The following is a 20,085-nucleotide window of genomic DNA, read 5'->3' as shown; positions in this document are numbered from 1 at the left end:
ACATCCCTGAAAAAGCCGGACGGCCCTCGACGTTACGGCCATGGCGAACCAGGCTTTACTACAGGCGTAATGGACGCTGTTATCGAGAGTGAGGATATCAATCCATGGTGACACAGATAGAAGCACGCGGCAGCCATTGGGCGCTGGGCGAAACACATGGTCGCCTGGCTGCCGAGGAAATCAGGCTGGGTCTGGCCAATTATCGGCGCATGTTCGAGGAAGTAGCCGGCATCGACTGGAATGAAGCTCGCCGAACGGCAGAGTCCTTCATTCCGGCCATCGAGCAGGCATGTCCGGAGCTGATGGAGGAAATGAACGGAATTGCCGAGGGCGCGAGCGTCGAGCCACTGGACATTCTAGTGCTCAATGCACGCAGTGAAATCGTGCTGACCCATGCCAGCCGGCCCGTTCAGAGCGATGGGTGCTCCGCACTGGCACAACGCCACCCGGCCGATGGCAGCCAGTGGCTGGCTCAGAACTGGGACTGGATTCCCGATCAGGCTGATGCCCTGATCACCCTGACACTTTATCCGGACAACAAACCGGCCATCCACATGATTACCGAAGGTGGCATCATCGGCAAGGTAGGTCTGAATGATCAGGGCGTAGGCGTATGTCTCAACGCGCTGCGTTCACAAATCTGCGAACCCAAGCTGCCGGTTCATATCATGCTGCGACGCGTACTTGAAAGTGACAGTGTCGAACATGCACTGGACATGATTGATGATGTAGGCACCGCCTCACCAGCCCATTTTCTGATCGGTGACGGCGATGGCAATGCCGCATCCATGGAGGTCTCACCGATGGGCGATGCCGCCATGAAACCGCGCGAGGGCAATCTCTTTCACACCAACCACCTGATTGCACCTCACCTGCCGCCGGGCCTTGAGGACATGCCGCATGACAACTCCATGACACGTCTGGCGCGCCTGCGTGCCATCAGCAGGGAAACCACGCCGTCCGTCGAGTCACTGTATGAACGGCTCAGTGACGAAGACAATGCCCCCTGGAGCATTTGCCGTCATCGTGATACCAGGGTGCCGGACAGCGAACAAATGGAGACCCTGTTCACGCTGGTCATGAACCTGACCGAGCGCCGGGCCGAATACAGCTTCGGCAAGCCCTCGGCACGGCCGGAGCGCCTTCATTTCGCCTTCTCGTCCTGAGACAGATCCAGGTCACGAGGCCGGTCAATATCACGAATCACGCCCGGGTCATTGACAGGCACCTCATCAAGCGCCTCAGGGTATTGAGCCAGCACCGCCCGACCGGCTTCGTCCCGGTCCAGCGCCTGAAGGGCGGGCCAGAAGCGTCGCCCCCAGACGACCGGATGGCCCGGAACATGCCCCCCTGCTCCGCCTTCCTCGTACCGGGGCCGAACGACCCGCACTTCACTGGCCCGAGCCGCCAGCAGGTGAAGGGTAGCCGGCTGAATCCAGGGCATGTCTCCGAGGGCGATCATGACAGCCCGGGAGGAAAGGCACGAAGAGACGGCCGCCATCGTCTCGGACAGGCTCGCACCCATACCCTGTTCGGCTCGATGACAAAAGATCGGCACCCAGCCCGGGTGTGCGGCGAGCAGGTCCTCGCACCAGTCAGTGCATCGGTCGCTGTGCCTCAGCGCCACAAACCGTGCCGGAGCATGCCTGAATGTGGCAAGCGTCGTGGCGAGGATGCCCTGTCCATCAGGCAGTATCGCCTGGCGCTTGTCCGCGCCGAACCGGTGACTTCGCCCCGCTGCCAACACCACAACCGGCAACATCACGCGGGAAGCACGTCATCGGGGCGCGTTTCATCCGCGGCCAGCGCGCGAAATGCCCGCACGATGTCTGCCACGACGGCCAGAGCAATCTCTGCCGGCGCCTTGCTGCCGATATCCAGCCCGACCGGCATGTGAATACGGGCGATATCCTCGTCATCAAGCCCCCCCGACCGCTTGAGTCGCTCGGCCCTTGCCCTGGAGGTACGCAGGGACCCCATCACACCGATATAAAAGGCATCCGTCCTGACCGCCTCGATCATGGATGGATCGTCCAGACGCGGGTCATGGGTCAGGGCCACGATCGCCGTTGCCCCATGGGTGGCGCCGGAGGCAATAAACAGTGCCGGCAGCACGTTCTGCACCTCCACACCTGGCACATCAAAGGCGCGCCGCTCCGCTTCGCGGGGATCACAGACAATCACTTCAAAGCCGGCCAGGTGCGCAAATTGCGCGCAGAAGGTGGCTACCGGCGAAATGCCCGCGAGTACCAGCCGAAGCGCAGGACCTACCCTGACACGAATCCGGGTGGCGTCCTCTTCAACCACCGGACCACTGGCCTGCTCGTCCAGTTCGACGCGGTAACGCCCGGACGCCGGAGTGACAAGGCGTACCAGCCGCCGCTGGCCCAGCAAGGTGGCATGCAGCACTTCCAGGTGCGTCAGCCATTCGGCGTCGGCGGGCCGGCGCTCGATCATCACCCTCAATACGCCACCGCACGGCAGATGAAGTCGCTGACCTTCTTCCTGACTGGCCCCGTAATCAACGCATTGAACCGGCTTGTCGAGCAGGCCATCCACGAGGGCCGTGATAAACGCCTCTTCGACACATCCGCCTGACAGCGACCCGACATATTCACCGCGCGCACAGGCAACCAGCAACGACCCCGGCGGACGAGGCGATGAGCCCCATGTAGAAAGCACCGTACAAAACCACAGGGTTTCACCCTCGCGCGCCCATTCAAGTGCCTTTTCCAGCACCTGCACATCCATGTGATGCATGCTGAACCTCATTACTGTCAAAAGGGAAAATCAAGTTCTCGGCGGCCGTCATGGCGCCGAGTCATCCTTCCAGCGCGACACAACGCCGAGATCAATATCAAACAGATCCAGCACCCGGCCCAGACTGTGGTCCACCATGGCCATCAGACTGTCGGGACGGGCATAAAACGCCGGCACCGGTGGGGCAATGATGACGCCCATTTCGGCCAGCGAAGTCATGTTACGCAGGTGATTTCGATGCAGTGGCGTCTCGCGCACCATCAGCACCAGACGACGCTGCTCCTTCATCACCACATCCGCGGCCCGGGTCAACAGCGTCGAGGTGGACCCGGTGGCCATATCCGACATGGACCGCACCGAACACGGGGCAACCACCATTCCCAGTGTCCTGAAGGACCCGCTGGAAATGGACGCCCCGATGTCCTTGCTCGAATAACAGACATCTGCCAGCGCCCTGACTTCCTGTGCCCGATAATCGGTTTCATGAGCCAGGGTAACCTCTGCCGACGGCGTCATGACCAGATGGGTTTCAATGGGCGTCGGGCGTAAAAGTTCAAGCAGACGTACGCCATAAATAGCGCCTGAGGCACCGGAAATACCGACAATCAAGCGCGTCGGACGTGATGTACTACTCATGCAGCTCTCCCTGATCTGCCGCACTGAACGCGACAGCCGGATTATGAAGAAGGGTCAAGCGGTGACTGTTCGACCCGTGTTGACAGGTCAGACCAGAAATCACCATAAAGTGCCCGTGTTGCGTGCTCGAAACCTGCCTCAAGCAGGTGGTTCATGGAAGGCCAGAGCTCTCCCATGGCGGGCTGACGCTGACGCAGCCCGAGCAGGCCATTGAAGACCCCCTCCTCGTAAAGGGTAGTCAGCTGCTCATGCAGTGCCCAGCGCGCCTCATCACTTGATGAAGCATCATCGCCGACAGGCTGACGTGACCACCAAAGCAGCGCCAGCTCGCTGGCCGTGGGCAGAGGCGACTGCCATGCCGCCAGCCACTGGGTCATCAGCGTCTGGCAGCGCTCACGGGCGACGGCCAGTGTCGGCGGGGGCAGCGTCAGGGCCCGGTCTTCAAACAGAACCCCCAGATGCACCGATTCGCCGCTGGCAGCCAGCCACTGCTGCCAAAGCCAGCCGGAATACAGTCGATGCGCCTTGCCGTAACGATCCAGACGGCCATCCCGGTGGTGACGGAAATGGCTGTAATGACCGGCTGCCAGCTGCCACAACCAACGTCGTCCGTCAGGGTCCTGTCGGATATCATCCCGCCGGTCCCGCAGGGTCAGGGCGATGCCGCCCACGGTCAGGCACTCGTTGAGCACCACGTCGCCGGTGAGCGTCAGCGACTCCATCACCCCACACCAGTGCGCCCACTGCTGCTCCACCGGTGCCAGCAGCGTCTGTGCCCACCGGTCTCCGAATCCTTCCGCCGGCAATTCGCCACGGCGTACCCATCGGGCCATGCTGGTTGCCAGTGCCTCGCCCTGCTCGGCACTGTCAAGCAGCGACTGCTTGATCTGGTGTACGTCAAGGCCATTCAGGCCAAAGGGCTCGCGGTCCTCCTCCGGCACCGAGGGTGCCTGAAAGCCGATCCCCAGACGCTGCTGTACGCAGACGCCCATGGGCTGACGCATCAGCCGCTCCAGATCCTCCATCCGCAGCCGGGCCTCCGGCATGCCGGCTGCCAGCCCCCCTGATGAAGCGGGGGCGTGGGGGCGATGTATCCGCGCCCACTGCTGATCGTAGGTCCAGAGCGGGTCGGCAGGATCAAAATAGCGCCTTGAAAAGGGCTGCAGCGGGTGACAGGTGGTTAACTGATCCACCACTGCCCCGCCCTGCCAGGCGCACCAGCCGATACGCAGCGTATCCATCAATTCGTTGATCAGTACCGACGGCGTGCGCTCGCTGTTGTCGCGCTGATCGTGCCCCACCCAGGACAGGGTCAGGCGGTCCCGGGCCGACAGCAGCGCTTCAAGAAACAGGTAGCGGTCATCGTCACGTCTTGAGCGGTCACCGGCCAGCGGCCGCCGCGCCATCATGTCAAAGTCCTGAGGCAGCCGGGAACGTGGGTAGTCACCATCATTCATGCCCAGCAGTACCACTTCCCGAAACGGGATCGCCCGCATCGGCATCAGGGTGGCAAAGTTGACCTTCCCGGCGAGAAAGCGCTGGGCCAGCCCGCCTTCATCCAGGCTGCTTGCCAGTGCATCATGCACCACCACTGCCGGCAGGGGGTCGTCAAACCCGGCGCATCGGCATTCGTCGCACCAGCGCGTGACGGCCTGCTGCACCCGTTCGACAATCATCCACTCCCCCGGTGTTTCCGGAGCCAGCAGCGTGGCCAGTACGTCATCCAGCACGCGCTGCCAGTCGGCAGGCGCACGAGACGTCATTAGTCGCGTGGCCAGAGCGTCAAGCCGGTCCAGCAGCATCGCCAGCCGGCCGGCCAGCGCCGCATCGATGCCGGCAACGTCTGCGTAGGGCTCGATACCGTTGAAGGCCTCGCCTTCACCACTGGCATACCCCAGCAGCATGCGCTTCAATCCAAACGCCCAGGTGTTTTCTGCAAGTCCCGGCAGCCCCAGCCGTTCGCGATGTGCGCCATTAAGCCCCCACCGCACACCGCTTTGCTCCAGCCAGCGTCGCAGCAGCGGCAACTCGCTTTCTTCGATACGCACCCGGCGCCTGAAGGCAGGCACATCCAGCCAGTCCAGCAATCTGGACACCCCAAGGCGCTGATCCGGCAACTGCAACAGCGATAATACCAGCATCAGCAGTGGATCAGCCTGACTGGCCTGCTGGTCGGCAATGGTATAGGGAATATAATCGCGCTGATCAGGGCTGATCTGCCCAAACACGGCCTTGATAAAGGGTGCATAGGCGTTGATGTCCGGCACCATGACGATAATATCCCGCGGCATCAGGTCCGGCTGCGCTTCGAAGGCCGCCAGCAGCCGGTCTCGCAACACTTCCACCTCCCGAAGAGGGGAGTGGGTAACGATCAGACTGATGGAGTCATCATCCTGCGCTACCGTGCGCTTCTGCCCGGCCTGTACATGCTCACTCGGGTGGACGAGGTCCAGAACATCCTGCTGAAGCTGATGAAGCAGTGGCGCGTGTGCTAAAGACCCTGCCTCGATCCGGTCACGGAACACATCCTCTTCGATCGAAAAGGGGTTGTGGGTTTCAAAGTCATACAGCGATACCAGAAAGTCACGTCCCTGGGTCCCCCAGCTGGCCAGTAGCGGGTTGGCATGCAGATGAAGTGCTTCAGGTGCCAGGTCGGCAAGGCCTGGCTTGTTCTGGTGACGGCGCGCCTTGAACTCGCGCCGCAACACGTCCCGATCGGCAATCACGTCGCCCCAGTAAAAGCGACAGGGATTGGTCATCAACAGCACCACCTCCATCACCCCCGAGAGTGCATGAAGTACCTCCAGCACCTGACGCGGCAGCGAAGACACCCCAAAGACAAACACCCTCGCCGGCAGGCCATCCGGTATCCGTTCAAGGGTAGCGGCCCGGGCAATGAACCGGGTATGAAGTGCGGCACGGTGCTGGTCGCGAAGCGCCTCCGGCGCATCCTCCATCAGCGCACGCCACAGTGCCGGTTGCCACTGCTCCTCCTCGGTCATGTCTGCCGGGAGGGTCTCGTTGGCCGCCCAGGCGGCCATCCACCCGGGACGATACACCAGATACTGGTCAAACAGGTCGGCCAGCTGAGCCGCCAGCTGATACTGCTTGCGGGCCATGACATCCCGGTGGGGATAGCGCTCTCCCTTCAGGTAATGGCGCAGGGGAGCAAAGGCCGGAACCTCAAGATACGCAGGCAACAGCCGCATGATCCGCCAGGTCAGCGCCGGCTTGTCAAAGGGAGACTGGTCGGGGATATCATCACCCAGCACGGCGCGGTAGGCCCGCCAGGCAAAGGAGGACGGCATGGGAAAATCCGTCGAGGCAGCCACGCCCAGTGCGTCGGCCAGTCCCAGCTTCAGCCATTGGGCCATGCCGTTGGACTGAACGATAAAGGTTTCGTCGTCCAGCGGCGGCAGAGGCTGCCTGGCGACCAGCGACAACGCAAGGTCCCTGAGGTCTTCAACGTGATTGGCGTGTACCACCGTAAACATGCAGGTCCCCTTTCCAGTGAACCGATATCCTGCCATCAAACACCGGGCGAAGGTACCGCTGCACCGGCCTACATAAATCAACGTCTACTGATCTATTCGACGATAGTCTAAATATCACCTTCAGCACATCCTATGTCGGACATGCACATGGTAAGGTCGCCGTCGCTAAATCGTGTCAGCGGCCCCTTTTCCCGTCTGAACACGTCATTTTCAACACTCGTTACACCTGACGCAGTGGCCATGACGGTCCATCGTACGCGTCGGCTCCAGAGATAGAATTCAATGGCAACCCATGCAAGCTCTCAGGCAGCCCCTTCCGGGAATGCTGCTACCCGTACCCAGAACGGGCCGTTGGCGGTCGTTACCACGGTCTTTTTCATGTGGGGATTCATCACCTGTCTGAATGACATTCTGATCCCGCACCTGAAGGCCGTCTTCTCGCTGAACTATACCCAGTCGATGCTGATTCAGTTCACCTTCTTTGGTGCCTATTTCATCATGTCGATGCCGGCCGCCAAGATCCTGACCCGCATCGGCTATAAAAACAGCATCAGCCTTGGCCTGCTGATCGCCGGTCTGGGGGCAATCATGTTCGTACCGGCAGCCATGGCCCCGTCCTACGCCCTGTTCCTGCTGGCACTGTTTGTACTGGCAACCGGCGTGACCATGCTGCAGGTTTCAGCCAACCCGTATGTCACGCTGCTGGGCCCGGAGCACTCCTCTTCCAGCCGGCTGAATCTGGCACAGGCCTTCAACTCTCTGGGCACGACGGTTGCTCCGCTGATTGGTGGCGCCGTCATCCTGTCCGGCGCCGTGCTGGGTGCCGAACAGATTGCCCAGATGACCGATGCACAGGCAACTGCCTACAAGATCAGTCAGGCCCAGAGCGTTCAGGTACCTTATATCGTACTGGCCGCGGTACTGGTCGTACTTTCAGCGATCATCTTTTTCTGGAAGCTGCCTCACTTCAAGGATCAGGCCTCCGGTGAAAGCGATACCGGCAGCTATACCTTCAAGGATGCCCTGCGTCATCGCCACGTGAAACTGGGCGTTATCGCGCTGTTTCTGTATGTCGGTGCCGAAGTATCCATCGGCAGCTTCATGGTCAATTACCTGGCGATGCCGAGCATCGGCAACATGACGGAAGCCAGCGCCGCGCATATGGTCACTTTCTACTGGGGTGGCGCGATGATCGGACGTTTCATTGGTTCGGTATTGATGCGCTCCATCCGGCCGGAGCTGATGCTGGGCCTGGCTGCGCTGATTGCTGCCGCACTGCTGGGCACGACAGTGGCCACTACCGGCCATGTTGCCATGTACGCCATTGTGGCCATTGGTCTTTTCAACTCGATCATGTTCCCGACCATCTTCACTCTGGGTATTGCCAGGCTCGGGCCGCTGACCGGCAAGGCCTCCAGCCTGCTGATCATGGCGATTGTGGGTGGAGCGCTGCTGCCGGTCATTCAGGGAACCCTGGCAGACAGCCTTGGCCTGCAGGTTGCCTTTTTACTGCCACTGCTGTGCTACCTCTTCATCGCCTTCTACGGCTTCAAGGGCTCGAAGGTAGTCACTCCGGTGAAGTGATCCAGATACTGATCACACGATCCTGACCCCGCTACGGCGGGGTTTTTAATGCCTGAATATCACCCTGTGCGCCACATCCTGGCTTCACGGGTGATTTTTTCTCGACGCGCCCCAATGTCTTTCCTCTACAATGGCCTTCCTGCAAGCCTGTCAGACTGGCACACCGCCTTTCGAGGCCGGGCGCGGGGCATTTTCTTTCAGCACTTATCAATACGGTTATTCATGGTGAACCCTTCCACGACCCGTCTGAACAAGTACATCCGGGAAAGCGGTATCTGCTCTCGCCGGGATGCCGACCGCTTCATCGAACAGGGCAATGTCTATATCAACGGCAAGCGTGCCGGCATTGGCGATCAGGTAGCGCCAGGCGATACGGTGAAGGTGAATGGTCAGCTGATTGATCCTCCGGACCCGGACGATTTTGTTCTGATAGCCCTGAACAAGCCGGTCGGTATCGTCAGTACCACGGAGAGCTCGGAGCGCCATAATGTTGTCGACTTCGTACAGCATGGCGCTCGCATCTTTCCCATCGGCAGGCTGGACAAGGAGTCCCAGGGACTGATCTTTCTGACCAGTAACGGGGATCTGGTCAACAAGGTGCTGCGAGCGGGCAATGACCATGAGAAGGAGTATCTGGTTACCGTCAACAAGCCGATAACCGATGACTTCATCCGGGGCATGAGCGAGGGCGTACCGATTCTCGGCACGCGTACCAAAAAGTGCCCGGTCTCGAAGGAAGCGCCCACCGTGTTTCGCATCACGCTGATTCAGGGCCTGAACCGCCAGATCCGACGCATGTGCGAGTACTTTGGCTACGAGGTTCAAAAGCTTGAGCGCGTGCGTATCATGCACATGACTCTGAAAGGGCTGCCGGTAGGCGAATGGCGGGACTTTACTCAAAAAGAGCTTGAGCAGCTCCTGGCAGCCGTTGAGGATTCCTCCTCCCAGGCCCCGCCCGGACGCAGGAAGTCATCCGGGCATTCCGCGGGCAAGGCCAAGAATGCTGCCTCCGGCAAGGCGCGTCACAAGGAGGCGCGTGGTGCAACGTCTACCGGACGCAAGCCCTCCTCCAGAAAAGCCGCCACGTCCGCAGGGGGGAAACCATCGTCTCGCGGCAAGCCGGCCCCCGCGAATGGCAAACCTGCCCGGAAAGGCAGCAAACCGGCTGGAACCGGCACCAAATCGGCGGGAGGTGCCAGACCTTCTGCCAAAGGCAGCCGAAAAGGACCGGCGAAGCCGGCCGGAAAACCGACCAGACGTCGCTGAGCGCCAGCAACCCCATAAAAAAACCCGCCAAGGCGGGTTTTTTTATTAAAAGTGGCCCGGTGGGACCGTCAGACAGTGGCCGTTGTCGCCACGCGACGCGTCTGGCGCATGACCAGCGCCCCGATCATCATGCCCAGCGCGCCAATAAAGGCGATGTAATACACCGGTGCCATCGGGTCCAGCGCCATGAAAAAGGTGTGTAGTCATGAGCACTTCTTGTTTGGTGTTGGTATGCGTGTCCGCCCCTGCCGATGCTGGCACCGACAGGGGCGGAAACTGTAGCACAGCGCCGGCCGGCTGCGACATGTACTCCCGGCCATCAGCCCTTCCTGCCCAGGGCATCATGAATTGCATTTAGTCCTCGAGATGCCGATAGTGCGTTCAGCACTCGTTATCACGAGCCCTGTTTTATTCAACAACCTCAGGATCGCCCATGGACATTCCCCACGTTCGTCTCCCGGACGGCACGTTGCTTCCCGCCATCGGCCAGGGTACCTGGCATCTGGGTGAAGGCCGAAAGGCACGCCGCGATGAAGTCGATGCACTGATTCACGGGCTCGACCGCGGACTGAAGGTGATTGATACAGCCGAAATGTACGGTAATGGCGGATCGGAGGAAGTAGTGGGCGAAGCGCTGAAGCAGCGCCGCGACGATGCCTTTCTAGTGACCAAGATGCTTCCCGGCAATACCGGTCACAACAACATTGTCAGTGCCTGTGAGCGCAGCCTCAGACGGCTGCAGACCGACGTCATTGACCTGTATCTGCTTCACTGGCGGGGCGCCTATCCGCTTGAAGCCGTCATGGAAAGCTTTGGCCATCTGCGTGACGAGGGAAAGATCCGCTATTTTGGAGTGTCCAATCTGGACATCGGCGACATGAAGGAGCTGCGCGGTACTCAACTCGGTCGCGAGTGCGTGACCAATCAGGTGCTGTACCACCTGGCCTCACGCGGTATCGAGTTCTCACTCAGGCCTTCCATGGCCCGCTGGGAGATGCCGTTGATGGCGTACAGCCCGCTGGCGCAACACATGGGAAAAAGCCATCAGTCACTGCACCGTGATTCGGTACTGACAGACATTGCTGCACACCGCAATGCATCGGTCGAACAGATCCTGCTGGCCTGGGCCATTCGCCCGTATCAGGGGCACCACACAACGCTGGCCATCCCCAAGGCCACCAGTATCGAACATATCGATGACAATGCCGACGCGATGACGATGGTGCTGACCGACCACGAGCTTGCCCTGCTGGATGAAGCCTTTCCGGCGCCAAAACAGAAAGTGCCACTGGATCTGATATAGGCCCGCCGTCCTGTTATCAGGACCGGTCCTTTCAGGCCGTCAGCACTTGAAGAAACGTAACACTTTGCCGCAGTGCGCGTCGGTAGCGTGTCAACGCGTTACCGCACAGCATCAGGCGTGAAGAGGAGGCACGCTATGCACCACTGACCGGCCGGACCGAGCACATCGCCCGCCAGAGGCATACGGTCCACTTCAAGACAGGGAATACGTTATGACACGCTTATCCAGCAACAGCCTCATGCCCATCACCGAGCCTTCCTCCGGCGATGCCTATAACGATCATGACTACAACCAGACTGATCGCTTCAGCGGCTTTTACGACATCATGCGTAAAAGACGGCTCGAAGAGTGGCGCCAGCGTCAGGCCTACTATCAACGTCACGGCTACGCGCCGGCCATCAACATCATTCGTCCGGGCCGCCGCTAGCGGCTACGGCAGCCAGCCATGAGCGCCTGCCAGAAGGCGGCTCCCTTCTCACGGGTGTAGGCAATATTGCGCTGGTAGATGTCGTCCGGTGATTCCCACTGTGCCAGCGCACGCTCCAGGCTGTCCTCTCGCAATAAATGCAGTAATGGCCACGGTGAGCGGTTGGTATAGTTGGACGCATCACCCGGTGGCTCTCCGGCAAAACAGTATTCCGGATGAAAACTGGCCACCTGATAGATTCCTTCGTACCCCCGGGCAGCCACGGTATGCTCGGCGGCTTCAACCAGAAACAGGTAGCTTTCGAAGTCCTCGGCGCCCTGTTCCAGCACCATCAGCGTGGTTTCGGTATCGGGATGTTCATCAAGCCAGGCACATTCATCCAGCATGTGCATGATCAGCGATTCCGGCGGCGAAGCCTCGGCACTAACCAGACGCACTGACTTGCGAACCCACTCACGCTGCGCGAAAGGGCAAAGGTTATGGCCGATCACGACCTGTTCAAGCCAGCGGGCGGTATCAGCGATCGCTGGGGTATCATGGGATGCGTCGTGCATGGGTATCCTGAACAAGGCGGGCAAATACAGGGGCTGCCCGGTAATAATCAATATGACCAGCCATGATACAGGCCGGTCATTCGGTCATGTCGGCAAAGGCATTCTCGGCCAGAGGACGGAGTTCCCAGCGTGCTTGACCTCTGCCCGGGGGCAGACATTCCACGGGGCTTACATTGTTGACTCGCGGCCCTTCATGGGTGCCGATGGCCGCATCGCGAATCACGCGGAAGACTCCTGAGTGCGCCACGAACAGGGGACGCTCGTACTGATCCAGTACGGTGTTGATCACATCAAGCACGCGATGGCGAAAGCCATCCCATGACTCGCCCCCTTCGGGCGTATCGACATAGGGCATTGGATGACGATATGCCTGCCCTTCCAGCGTTCCCCAGTTGCGCTCGCGCAATCCATGAAAGTAGTGGAACCTGCCGTTTGGTACTGCCAGCATCGCCGTCTTGCGAGCACGAAACATGTCACTGACGGCAATATAGGACCAGTCCTCATCCAGCCAGTCCCGCGCATTGATGGCCTGTTGTTCGCCATCCGGCGTCAAGGGAACATCAAAGCGGCCGGCGATGATCCGGGCACGGTTATAAAACGTCTCACCGTGACGCACAAAGACAAAGGGTCGTGGTAAAAGGCTCATGCTGGGCGCACCCGGAAGTTACTGGATAATGGATCGAGCCCTATAGGGCGCGGCGAGTGTAGCGTACTTCAGTCTCCTGAACTATCGGCGCGCGAGCCGATCTTCTGAAACAATGTTAAAAAATGTAATCACAAAAAAGCGGCCCGCAGGCCGCCCTGTTGTTCCTTTAATAAAAGCGTTCTTCCGGCTTTGGCGGTACCCACTGATAAAGCCAGGTCTCGCTCAGTGGCTTGTCCTTGTGACGCAGGTACATTCGGAAGGTTACCGCGCTGGTATCCTCACTCTCCGGCGTCCAGTCAAAGATCGCCCGGTAGGCCTTGACGTCATCAAAACGCAGGACCTGCTGATGGCTCAGTGCACCACGTGAGGCTGAGACCACCACCTCGATGTCGGCATCCTTCGGCAGGTCCATGATATTCCCGCCCTTGAAGTCCACCGCAAAGCGACGAGCATAATGCTCGGGCGACTTGTCACCGGGGATCCAGCCTTCCAGCACGTTCCCCATTCCGGTCCATGTCTTGTCGACATGGGCCAGAGACGGTGATACCGGCGGCAGCGGACTCCAGTACAGGGTATAGGAGAACGACATCGTTTCCCCCGGCTGCACCTTCTCTTCCGGCACCCAGAAGGCCACGATGTTGTCGACGGTTTCACCGACCGTGGGCAGTTCGATCAGATTGATGGCCCCCTTGCCCCACTGACTGGTCGGCTCGATCCACAGGCTGGGCCGGCGACTGTACCAGGCCTGGTTGTCCATGTAGTTTTCGAAGTCATGATCGGTCTGAAGCAGCCCGAATCCTCGCGGGTTCTCGTCAGGATAGGCGTTGTACTGAACCGTCTTGGGGTTATACAACGGGCGGCAGACCCATTCCCCATTCCCGCGCCACATGCTTAGGCGGTCTGAATCATGAATCTGGGGATGAATGGTATCGCGGGCCTTTTTCTGACTGGTTCCGGTCAGGTACATGCTGGTCATCGGCGCGATGCCCATGCGAGCAATGGGCTTGCGCGGATAGATATAGCTCTGCACGCCCATCACGACCTGCTCGTCCTGACAATCGATATCAAATCGAAACGCCCCGGTCGTACTCGGCGAATCCAGCAGCGCATAGGCTACAAAGCGGGTGGTATTGGGTTCCGGATGGATAAACCAGAAATGGGTGAAGGATGGGAATTCCTCCGGTGCCCCGCCATCGGCGGCCGTATTGATGGCCAGACCACGCGCCGACAGACCGTACTGGTTGTTCTTGTCAATCGCCCGGAAATAGCTTGCCCCCAGAAAGGACACGATGTCCTGATTATCCGCCCAGCGCGGTTTCTTGGTGACTCGAAAACCTGCAAACCCCAGGTCATTGCCTTCAAGCGTCTTCGGATCGATACCGACTTTTGAATAGTCGTAGAGTTCCGGGCTGAAGTGGATCTCATGTGACTGGCCTGTATCCCGATCAACGGAATACATGCGTACCGGTTGATTGAACTGCATGCCTACATGGAAAAACTGCAGGCGTATATCGGCCTTGGGATCATCGGCCCACAGCGCATGAGAGGGCTTGTAGGTAATTTTCTGATAATCCAGCGGGCGCAGCTTTTCCAGCGTCAGGCTTTCCGGCAGGGTTTCCGTCGTCGGCTTGAATGCCTGGCCTGACATGGATTTGGCATGCTGTCGAAGCCATTTGAAATCAAAATGGCTACTGCTGGCGTCGGTACTGGTCGCGCCTTCGTTTTTGGCGGCAAAGGCCGGTAATGGGGGGAGGCCCAGTGCCGCCAGTGCCATTGAGGCCTTTAATAATGAACGTCTTTCCATGAACCCTTTTTACTCCCTGAACTGATAATCAATAGTGAACCCGTGAAGGCCCGTCGGCACACAAAAACCACTACTGTCTGACACTGACCGGGATCAACAGACCGTGTTCCCGGCCGAGGCGGGCTTTCGGGTAATAATTTGTTGATCCCTGTTATGAAACCATCAATCGCGTCAAAGGGCATTAACGTTGTTTTAACTGGCACATGGCCGCAATGGCCTATACTTTATTTATACTGCAATGCAACATGATAAAAGCTTTATCTATCATGCAGGATGCCATATCGCTCCGACCGCCTTTATGGGACAACCGCCATGTTTTCCGCGCTATTCCCTGCCCTGACCGCTGGCTTTCGCCTCTGGACAGCCCCGATTGATGCCTTTCAGCAAGGCATGGCCTACAGCCTGGACGCTGTCGAGCGCTCCTGGCTATATCTTGATGCCCAGCGCCAGCGCAGCAACCAGTATCTGGCGCATACCCATGACCCCGCGCCCAATTTACTGATTTACGCCACCGACCTGCTGCTCGATGGGCGTACGCTTCCTCGACCGGTCAACTACCGATTGATGCGGGTACATCCCCCCGAGGGCGTTCGGATTGATGATGCAAAACGCCCCTTTATCATCATTGATCCTCGAGCCGGCCACGGGCCGGGCATTGGCGGATTCAAGGCCGACAGTGAACTGGGCGTGGCCATGAGCGCAGGCCACCCCTGCTACTTTGTAAGTTTTCTACGTTACCCCGAGCATGGACAGACCATCGAGGACGTTGTCGATGCACTGAGTCAGTTCATCAGCCATGTCCGTGCCAGCCACCCGGAGGCAGACAGCCGCCCCATGGTCATCGGTAACTGCCAGGCCGGCTGGCAGCTGATGATGGCGGCGGCTCTCGCTCCGGAGGATGTCGGCCCGATACTGATTGCCGGTACTCCCCTGTCCTACTGGGCCGGACACCGAGGCGGCTCGCCGATGCGGTATACCGCCGGTCTGACCGGTGGCAGCTGGATCACTACCTGGCTGGGCGACCTCGGAGGCGGATTGTTTGATGGCGCCTGGCTGGTCTCCAATTTCGAAAGCCTTAACCCGGCCAATACATGGTGGCAAAAGCAGTATGCCCTTTACGCCCGGGTGGATACGGAAGTGCCCCGATATCTGAATTTCGAGCGCTGGTGGGGTGGCCATGTCTTCAGTACGCGAGAAGAGATGGAATACATCGTTGACAACCTTTTCATGGGCAACCGTCTGACCGATAACCGCATCACCTTTCGGGACGGGCGCACCGTGGATCTGAGACATGTGCGCTCCCCGGTCATCGTCTTCTGCTCCGAGGGAGACGATATCACCCCACCCCCGCAGGCACTGGGCTGGCTGACGGACCTGTACAGTGATGAGGATGCCCTGCGGGACAATGATCAGACAGTACTGTACTGCGTCCATGATCACACCGGGCATTTGGGCATCTTCGTCTCCGGCGACGTGTCACGTCGCCAGCATACCGAATTCACCAGCAACGTGGACTTCATCGATGTTCTGCCCCCCGGGCTGTATGATGTTCTGCCCCCCGGGCTGTATGAAGCCAGCGTGCAGGACAGCGCCCCCGACACGGCCAACCCTCAATGGGTGGAAGGAACCACCCTGTTCACCACGGTTCCGAGAACCTTCGATGAACTGAGCGCCCGTATTGATCACAGGGAGGAGGATGATCGCCGCTTTGCGACGGTCGACGGCCTGTCACGACTGACTCATCAGGCCTATACGGTCTGGGCCCAGCCCTACTGGCGCGCCATGGTTACCCCACCCGTGGCTGATGCCCTTCGTCAATGCCACCCGCTGAGGCTGGGCTTTACCGCCTGCTCGGATCATCACCCTGCTGCGCCACTGATCAAGAGCGCCGCGGATCATGTGCGCACTGACCGGCATCCAGTGTCTTCCGACAACCTCTTTCTCGCCATGGAAACCGCCACCGCAGCACATATCGTCACGGCCCTCAATCAGTGGCGAGACCAGCGTGACAGGCTGCGCGAAGCAATGTTCATGGCCCTCTACGGCCAGCATTGGCTGCAACGACTGGTAGGAGTGGATCCCGACGCGTCACCGGTTCGCCCCCTGCCGGCCTGTGAACCGCCGCCGGATGAGTTTGTCCCGCTGCACGCCGGAGAAATTACGCAGCGGCTATATCACGTTGATCATCTTGATCTGGTCGTGCGCGCCATGCTGTACGTCTTCTCGGCCGCCCCGGCCATCGATGAGCGCCATTTCAACGCACTCAAGGCGCTGAATGCAGCTCACCCATCCGGTGGTGCCTCCCTGGCCGACCTGAAACAGCGAATACGATGTCAGGCACACCTGCTGACCGTCGTGCCGGATGAAGCCATTACGGCGCTGGCCAGGCCGCTGGTTCGGCTGTCAGCGGCGCAGCGCAAAAAGGATCTGGCCCACCTGACGACCATCCTGACCGCCGGCACGCCTCTTGATAAGCAGGAAAGTCACCGCCTTGAGCGCATCAGGCGACTTTTTACCGCCCCCTCTCGCACTGACGACCATTCCGCCACCACGGAGTCATCTCATGATTGACGGCCTGAACGATGCGCCACGCAGCGACCCTCAGTACCACTATGAACAACTGATTACGGCAGCGGGCCGTCATGTGCCGTTACGCTGCGCCGTGGCCCATCCCTGCGACGCAGCCTCCCTGTCGGGGGCGCTGGATGCCTTCGAGCAACAGCTCATTCACCCGATACTGGTTGGGCCCCGGGCACGCATTAATGCCGCCGCTCAGACACTGGGCCGCTCAACCGATGGGCTTCAGATCATCGATGTGCCTCACAGCCACGCGGCCGCTCAAGAAGCCGTAGCCCTTGTTCGTGCCGGCGAGGCAGAGCTGTTGATGAAGGGCAGCCTGCATACCGATGAACTGATGCACGCGGTGATCGACAGGGAGACCGGTCTACGCAGCGAACGGCGCATCAGCCACGTCTTCATCATGGATGTGCCTCGCTATCCCAGGCCACTGTTCATTACTGACGCGGCCATCAATATCGAACCCGATCTGCTGACGCGCGCGGACATCATTCAAAATGCCATTGATCTGCACCTGGGCCTGGGACTGGGCACACCGCGCGTCGCTATTTTATCAGCGCTTGAAACCATTACCCCCAAAATCCCGGGCACCATTGAAGCGGCGGCCCTGTGCAAGATGGCAGACAGAGGGCAGATTACCGGGGGCATGCTGGATGGCCCGCTCGCGCTGGACAACGCCATCAGCCCGGCAGCGGCGCGCATCAAGGGAATCGTCTCCCAGGTCGCCGGGCAGGCACAGATTCTGGTCGTCCCGACGCTGGAAGCCGGCAATATGCTGGCCAAGAACCTGACCTTTCTGTCAGGTGCCGATGCCGCCGGTATCGTGCTGGGCGCCAGAGTGCCGATCATCCTGACCAGTCGCGCCGACAGTCACAAGACACGGCTGGCCTCCTGCGCCACCGCCAGCCTGTATGCACACCACCTGCGGCAGACACATCCGATAAGGAGCTGACATGGCAGAGCGTGATCTTCTGCTGGTCATCAATGCCGGATCATCCAGTCTCAAGGTCGAGGGATTTGATGCCAATGATCCGGCGCTGTCGACCTGCATACGAGGCACCTTTTCCGGGATTGGTACCGTTCACCCGCACCTGGTCATCAGTGATGGTGACGACAACACCCTGATTGATGTGTTGCCCATGGCCCACCAGAGCCTGGACGCAGACCAGGCCCAGACGCTGCTGGCCGATCAACTGACACCGCTCCTGCCCGGCCGGGTAGTGGCGGTCGGGCACCGCATTGTTCACGGGGGGCCCTCGTTTGACAGGCCGGTAATACTGGATACCCATGTACTCGAACAGCTTGCCGCCCTCACTCCGCTGGCCCCCCTGCATCAGCCGGCCAATCTTGCCCCGGTTCGCTCGATCCTGCGCCGGCGACCCGACCTGCCCCAGATAGGCTGTTTCGACACCGCCTTTCATCATGATCATGAGCCCATGGTAGAGCGGCTGCCCATTCCGGAAGCGCTGCACGAGGAAGGCGTGCGACGCTACGGGTTTCATGGTCTGTCCTACGAATACATTGCCGGTCAGCTCCCGACCGTCGCCCCGGAGATCGCACAGGGCCGTGTGGTGGTGGCCCATTTAGGCAATGGCTGCTCGCTGTGCGCCCTGCACAAGGGCAGGAGCATTGATTCCTCCATGGGCTTTACGGCGCTTGATGGTCTGCCAATGGGAAGCCGCCCCGGCCGACTCGATGCCGGCGTCCTGCTTTACCTGATGCAGCAAAAACGCCTGGGCCCGGAGGCCATGGAACAGCTGCTCTATCATGAGTGCGGCCTCAAGGCCCTTTCCGGCATCAGCAGTGATGTACAGGTGCTGTCCGCCAAATCCGATGCCCGTGCCGATTTCGCGCTGGCCTATCTGGCTCGCCGCGTAGCGATGGGAATCAGCGAGCTGGCTACGGCCCTGGGCGGGCTGGATGGCATCGTATTTACCGCCGGTATTGGTGAACACAGTGCCAGACTGCGCCGCCTCACCTGCACCTGGCTTGGCTGGTTGGGCATTGCCCTGGATGACACAGCCAATCAGCGCCACGCCTCCTGCATTTCAGCACCGCACAGCGAACGCCCCGTTCATGTTATCCCCACGGATGAGGCGCGCATGATTGCAGAACACGTTCGCACCTTCCTGTCCACGCCCCATTAAAAGGAACGCGCCATGACCACTGACCCACGCCCCCTGCCTGCCTCGCTCTCCCTTGAGGGCAAGCGCGGTCTGATCATCGGCATCGCCAATGACCGCTCCATTGCCTGGGGATGTGCCCGTGCCTGCCATCAGCTGGGCGCGGAGCTGGCCATTACCTACCTCGATGACCATGCGCTGCCCCATGTTGCCCCTCTGGCGGATCAGGTTGGCTGCGAGCTGCTGATGCCGCTGAATGTGCGTGATGAGCACCAGATGGAAACCCTGTTCGAGACACTCACCGACCGCTGGGGACGGCTCGATTTTGTCCTGCACTCGATTGCCTACGCCCCGGCCGAAGACCTCAAGGGCCGGCTGGTTGACTGCTCCCGCGAGGGGTTCAATGACGCCATGACGGTGTCATGTCATTCGTTTCTGGCCCTGTGCCGGCTCGCCGAACCGTTGATGACCGAGGGCGGTACGCTGTTCACCATGACGTACCACGGCAGCCAGAAGGTGGTGGAAGGCTATCACGTCATGGGGCCGGTCAAGGCGGCCCTTGAAGCGGCAACACGCTACATGGCAGCCGAACTCGGGCCGAAGGGAATCCGTGTTCATGCCCTCTCTCCCGGCCCCATGAAAACCCGCGCAGCCTCCGGCCTGTCACGCTTCGACGATCTACTTCAGAAGGCCCAGGAACGCAGTCCCTCAAGTTCACTGCCGGACGTGGATGATGTCGGCATGACCATGGCGTATCTGGCAACTGATGCCGCCCGCATGCTGACCGGTGATGCCCTGTATGTGGATGGCGGCGTGCATCTGATTTCCTGACCATGCAGGCCCTTTAAAAGGCGGGTACCATACGGAGCCCGCCCCGTTGATCACTTGCCGGGCCATTGTCGACCTACCGG

The 20,085-nt window shown here is 60.0% G+C and carries 16 protein-coding genes; 9 read left to right on the top strand and 7 right to left on the bottom strand.

From position 1 onward, the window contains the following. Positions 1 to 104: 104 nt before the first annotated feature. Positions 105 to 1,166 carry a C45 family autoproteolytic acyltransferase/hydrolase gene (locus tag NAT21_RS05480; RefSeq protein ID WP_250936357.1) on the top strand — a complete coding sequence of 354 codons (1,062 nt, stop codon included), beginning with the start codon at positions 105 to 107 and terminating at the stop codon, positions 1,164 to 1,166. On the opposite strand, the gene NAT21_RS05475 is transcribed toward NAT21_RS05480, so the two are convergent. From NAT21_RS05475 to recC, 4 genes are read right to left on the bottom strand one after another with little or no spacing between them, the layout of a single operon-like run. Next, positions 1,145 to 1,762 carry a nucleotidyltransferase family protein gene (locus NAT21_RS05475; RefSeq protein ID WP_250938001.1) on the bottom strand — a complete coding sequence of 206 codons (618 nt, stop codon included), beginning with the start codon at positions 1,760 to 1,762 and terminating at the stop codon, positions 1,145 to 1,147. The two genes, NAT21_RS05480 and NAT21_RS05475, sit on opposite strands and share 22 nt — an antisense overlap. After that, a complete protein-coding gene (locus NAT21_RS05470) occupies positions 1,762 to 2,760 on the bottom strand; it encodes an XdhC family protein (RefSeq protein WP_250936356.1) in 999 nt (332 codons plus the stop codon). Before NAT21_RS05470 ends, NAT21_RS05475 begins: the two co-directional genes overlap by 1 nt. Before the next feature lie 48 nt (positions 2,761 to 2,808). Then, positions 2,809 to 3,396: a UbiX family flavin prenyltransferase gene (locus NAT21_RS05465; protein WP_250936355.1), complete on the bottom strand. Its 588-nt coding sequence runs from the start codon at positions 3,394 to 3,396 to the stop codon at positions 2,809 to 2,811. Positions 3,397 to 3,437: 41 nt separating this feature from the next. Further along, on the bottom strand, positions 3,438 to 6,890 hold the full coding sequence (gene recC / locus NAT21_RS05460) for an exodeoxyribonuclease V subunit gamma (protein WP_250936354.1): 3,453 nt from the start codon (positions 6,888 to 6,890) through the stop codon (positions 3,438 to 3,440). A gap of 282 nt (positions 6,891 to 7,172) precedes the next feature. Between recC and fucP the strand changes: the two genes are divergently transcribed. The 4 genes from fucP to NAT21_RS05440 all read left to right on the top strand — a co-directional run bounded on the left by fucP (position 7,173) and on the right by NAT21_RS05440 (position 11,470). Then, positions 7,173 to 8,474 (top strand): L-fucose:H+ symporter permease, encoded by a 1,302-nt coding sequence (gene fucP, locus NAT21_RS05455; protein ID WP_250936353.1) that lies wholly within the window; start codon positions 7,173 to 7,175, stop codon positions 8,472 to 8,474. Positions 8,475 to 8,696: 222 nt separating this feature from the next. Next, the gene (gene rluF, locus NAT21_RS05450) at positions 8,697 to 9,740 is read left to right on the top strand and encodes a 23S rRNA pseudouridine(2604) synthase RluF (RefSeq protein WP_250936352.1); all 1,044 of its coding nucleotides are present in this window, start codon (positions 8,697 to 8,699) and stop codon (positions 9,738 to 9,740) included. Between the two features lie 433 nt (positions 9,741 to 10,173). Continuing rightward, positions 10,174 to 11,043: an aldo/keto reductase gene (locus NAT21_RS05445; protein WP_250936351.1), complete on the top strand. Its 870-nt coding sequence runs from the start codon at positions 10,174 to 10,176 to the stop codon at positions 11,041 to 11,043. Positions 11,044 to 11,254: 211 nt separating this feature from the next. Beyond that, the gene (locus tag NAT21_RS05440; protein WP_250936350.1) at positions 11,255 to 11,470 is read left to right on the top strand and encodes a hypothetical protein; all 216 of its coding nucleotides are present in this window, start codon (positions 11,255 to 11,257) and stop codon (positions 11,468 to 11,470) included. Here NAT21_RS05440 and NAT21_RS05435 read toward each other — a convergent pair. From NAT21_RS05435 to NAT21_RS05425, 3 genes are all read right to left on the bottom strand, one after another. Beyond that, complete coding sequence (locus NAT21_RS05435) at positions 11,467 to 12,024, bottom strand: DUF1415 domain-containing protein (protein WP_250936349.1); 558 nt, start codon at positions 12,022 to 12,024, stop codon at positions 11,467 to 11,469. The genes NAT21_RS05440 and NAT21_RS05435 overlap by 4 nt on opposite strands. A 76-nt stretch (positions 12,025 to 12,100) precedes the next feature. Beyond that, positions 12,101 to 12,670, bottom strand: a complete 570-nt coding sequence (locus NAT21_RS05430) for a histidine phosphatase family protein (RefSeq protein ID WP_250936348.1) — start codon at positions 12,668 to 12,670, stop codon at positions 12,101 to 12,103. 166 nt (positions 12,671 to 12,836) lie between these two features. Continuing rightward, positions 12,837 to 14,474 carry an OpgD/OpgG family glucan biosynthesis protein gene (locus NAT21_RS05425; protein WP_250936347.1) on the bottom strand — a complete coding sequence of 546 codons (1,638 nt, stop codon included), beginning with the start codon at positions 14,472 to 14,474 and terminating at the stop codon, positions 12,837 to 12,839. Positions 14,475 to 14,786: 312 nt separating this feature from the next. Here NAT21_RS05425 and NAT21_RS05420 point away from each other — a divergent pair, with 312 nt between their 5' ends. From NAT21_RS05420 to fabI, 4 genes are read left to right on the top strand one after another with little or no spacing between them, the layout of a single operon-like run. Continuing rightward, positions 14,787 to 17,045 (top strand): DUF3141 domain-containing protein, encoded by a 2,259-nt coding sequence (locus tag NAT21_RS05420; RefSeq protein WP_250936346.1) that lies wholly within the window; start codon positions 14,787 to 14,789, stop codon positions 17,043 to 17,045. Beyond that, positions 17,038 to 18,003, top strand: coding sequence for a phosphate acetyltransferase (locus NAT21_RS05415; RefSeq protein ID WP_250936345.1), 966 nt, complete (start codon positions 17,038 to 17,040; stop codon positions 18,001 to 18,003). Before NAT21_RS05420 ends, NAT21_RS05415 begins: the two co-directional genes overlap by 8 nt. A 1-nt stretch (position 18,004) precedes the next feature. Then, positions 18,005 to 19,198, top strand: coding sequence for an acetate/propionate family kinase (locus NAT21_RS05410; protein ID WP_250936344.1), 1,194 nt, complete (start codon positions 18,005 to 18,007; stop codon positions 19,196 to 19,198). 12 nt (positions 19,199 to 19,210) lie between these two features. Then, positions 19,211 to 20,005: an enoyl-ACP reductase FabI gene (gene fabI, locus NAT21_RS05405; RefSeq protein ID WP_250936343.1), complete on the top strand. Its 795-nt coding sequence runs from the start codon at positions 19,211 to 19,213 to the stop codon at positions 20,003 to 20,005. Positions 20,006 to 20,085 lie beyond the last annotated feature (80 nt).

The sequence above is a fragment of the Larsenimonas rhizosphaerae genome (assembly GCF_023700005.1).
GTDB lineage: Bacteria > Pseudomonadota > Gammaproteobacteria > Pseudomonadales > Halomonadaceae > Larsenimonas > Larsenimonas rhizosphaerae.
This window is presented reverse-complemented; position numbering and strand designations above follow the sequence as displayed.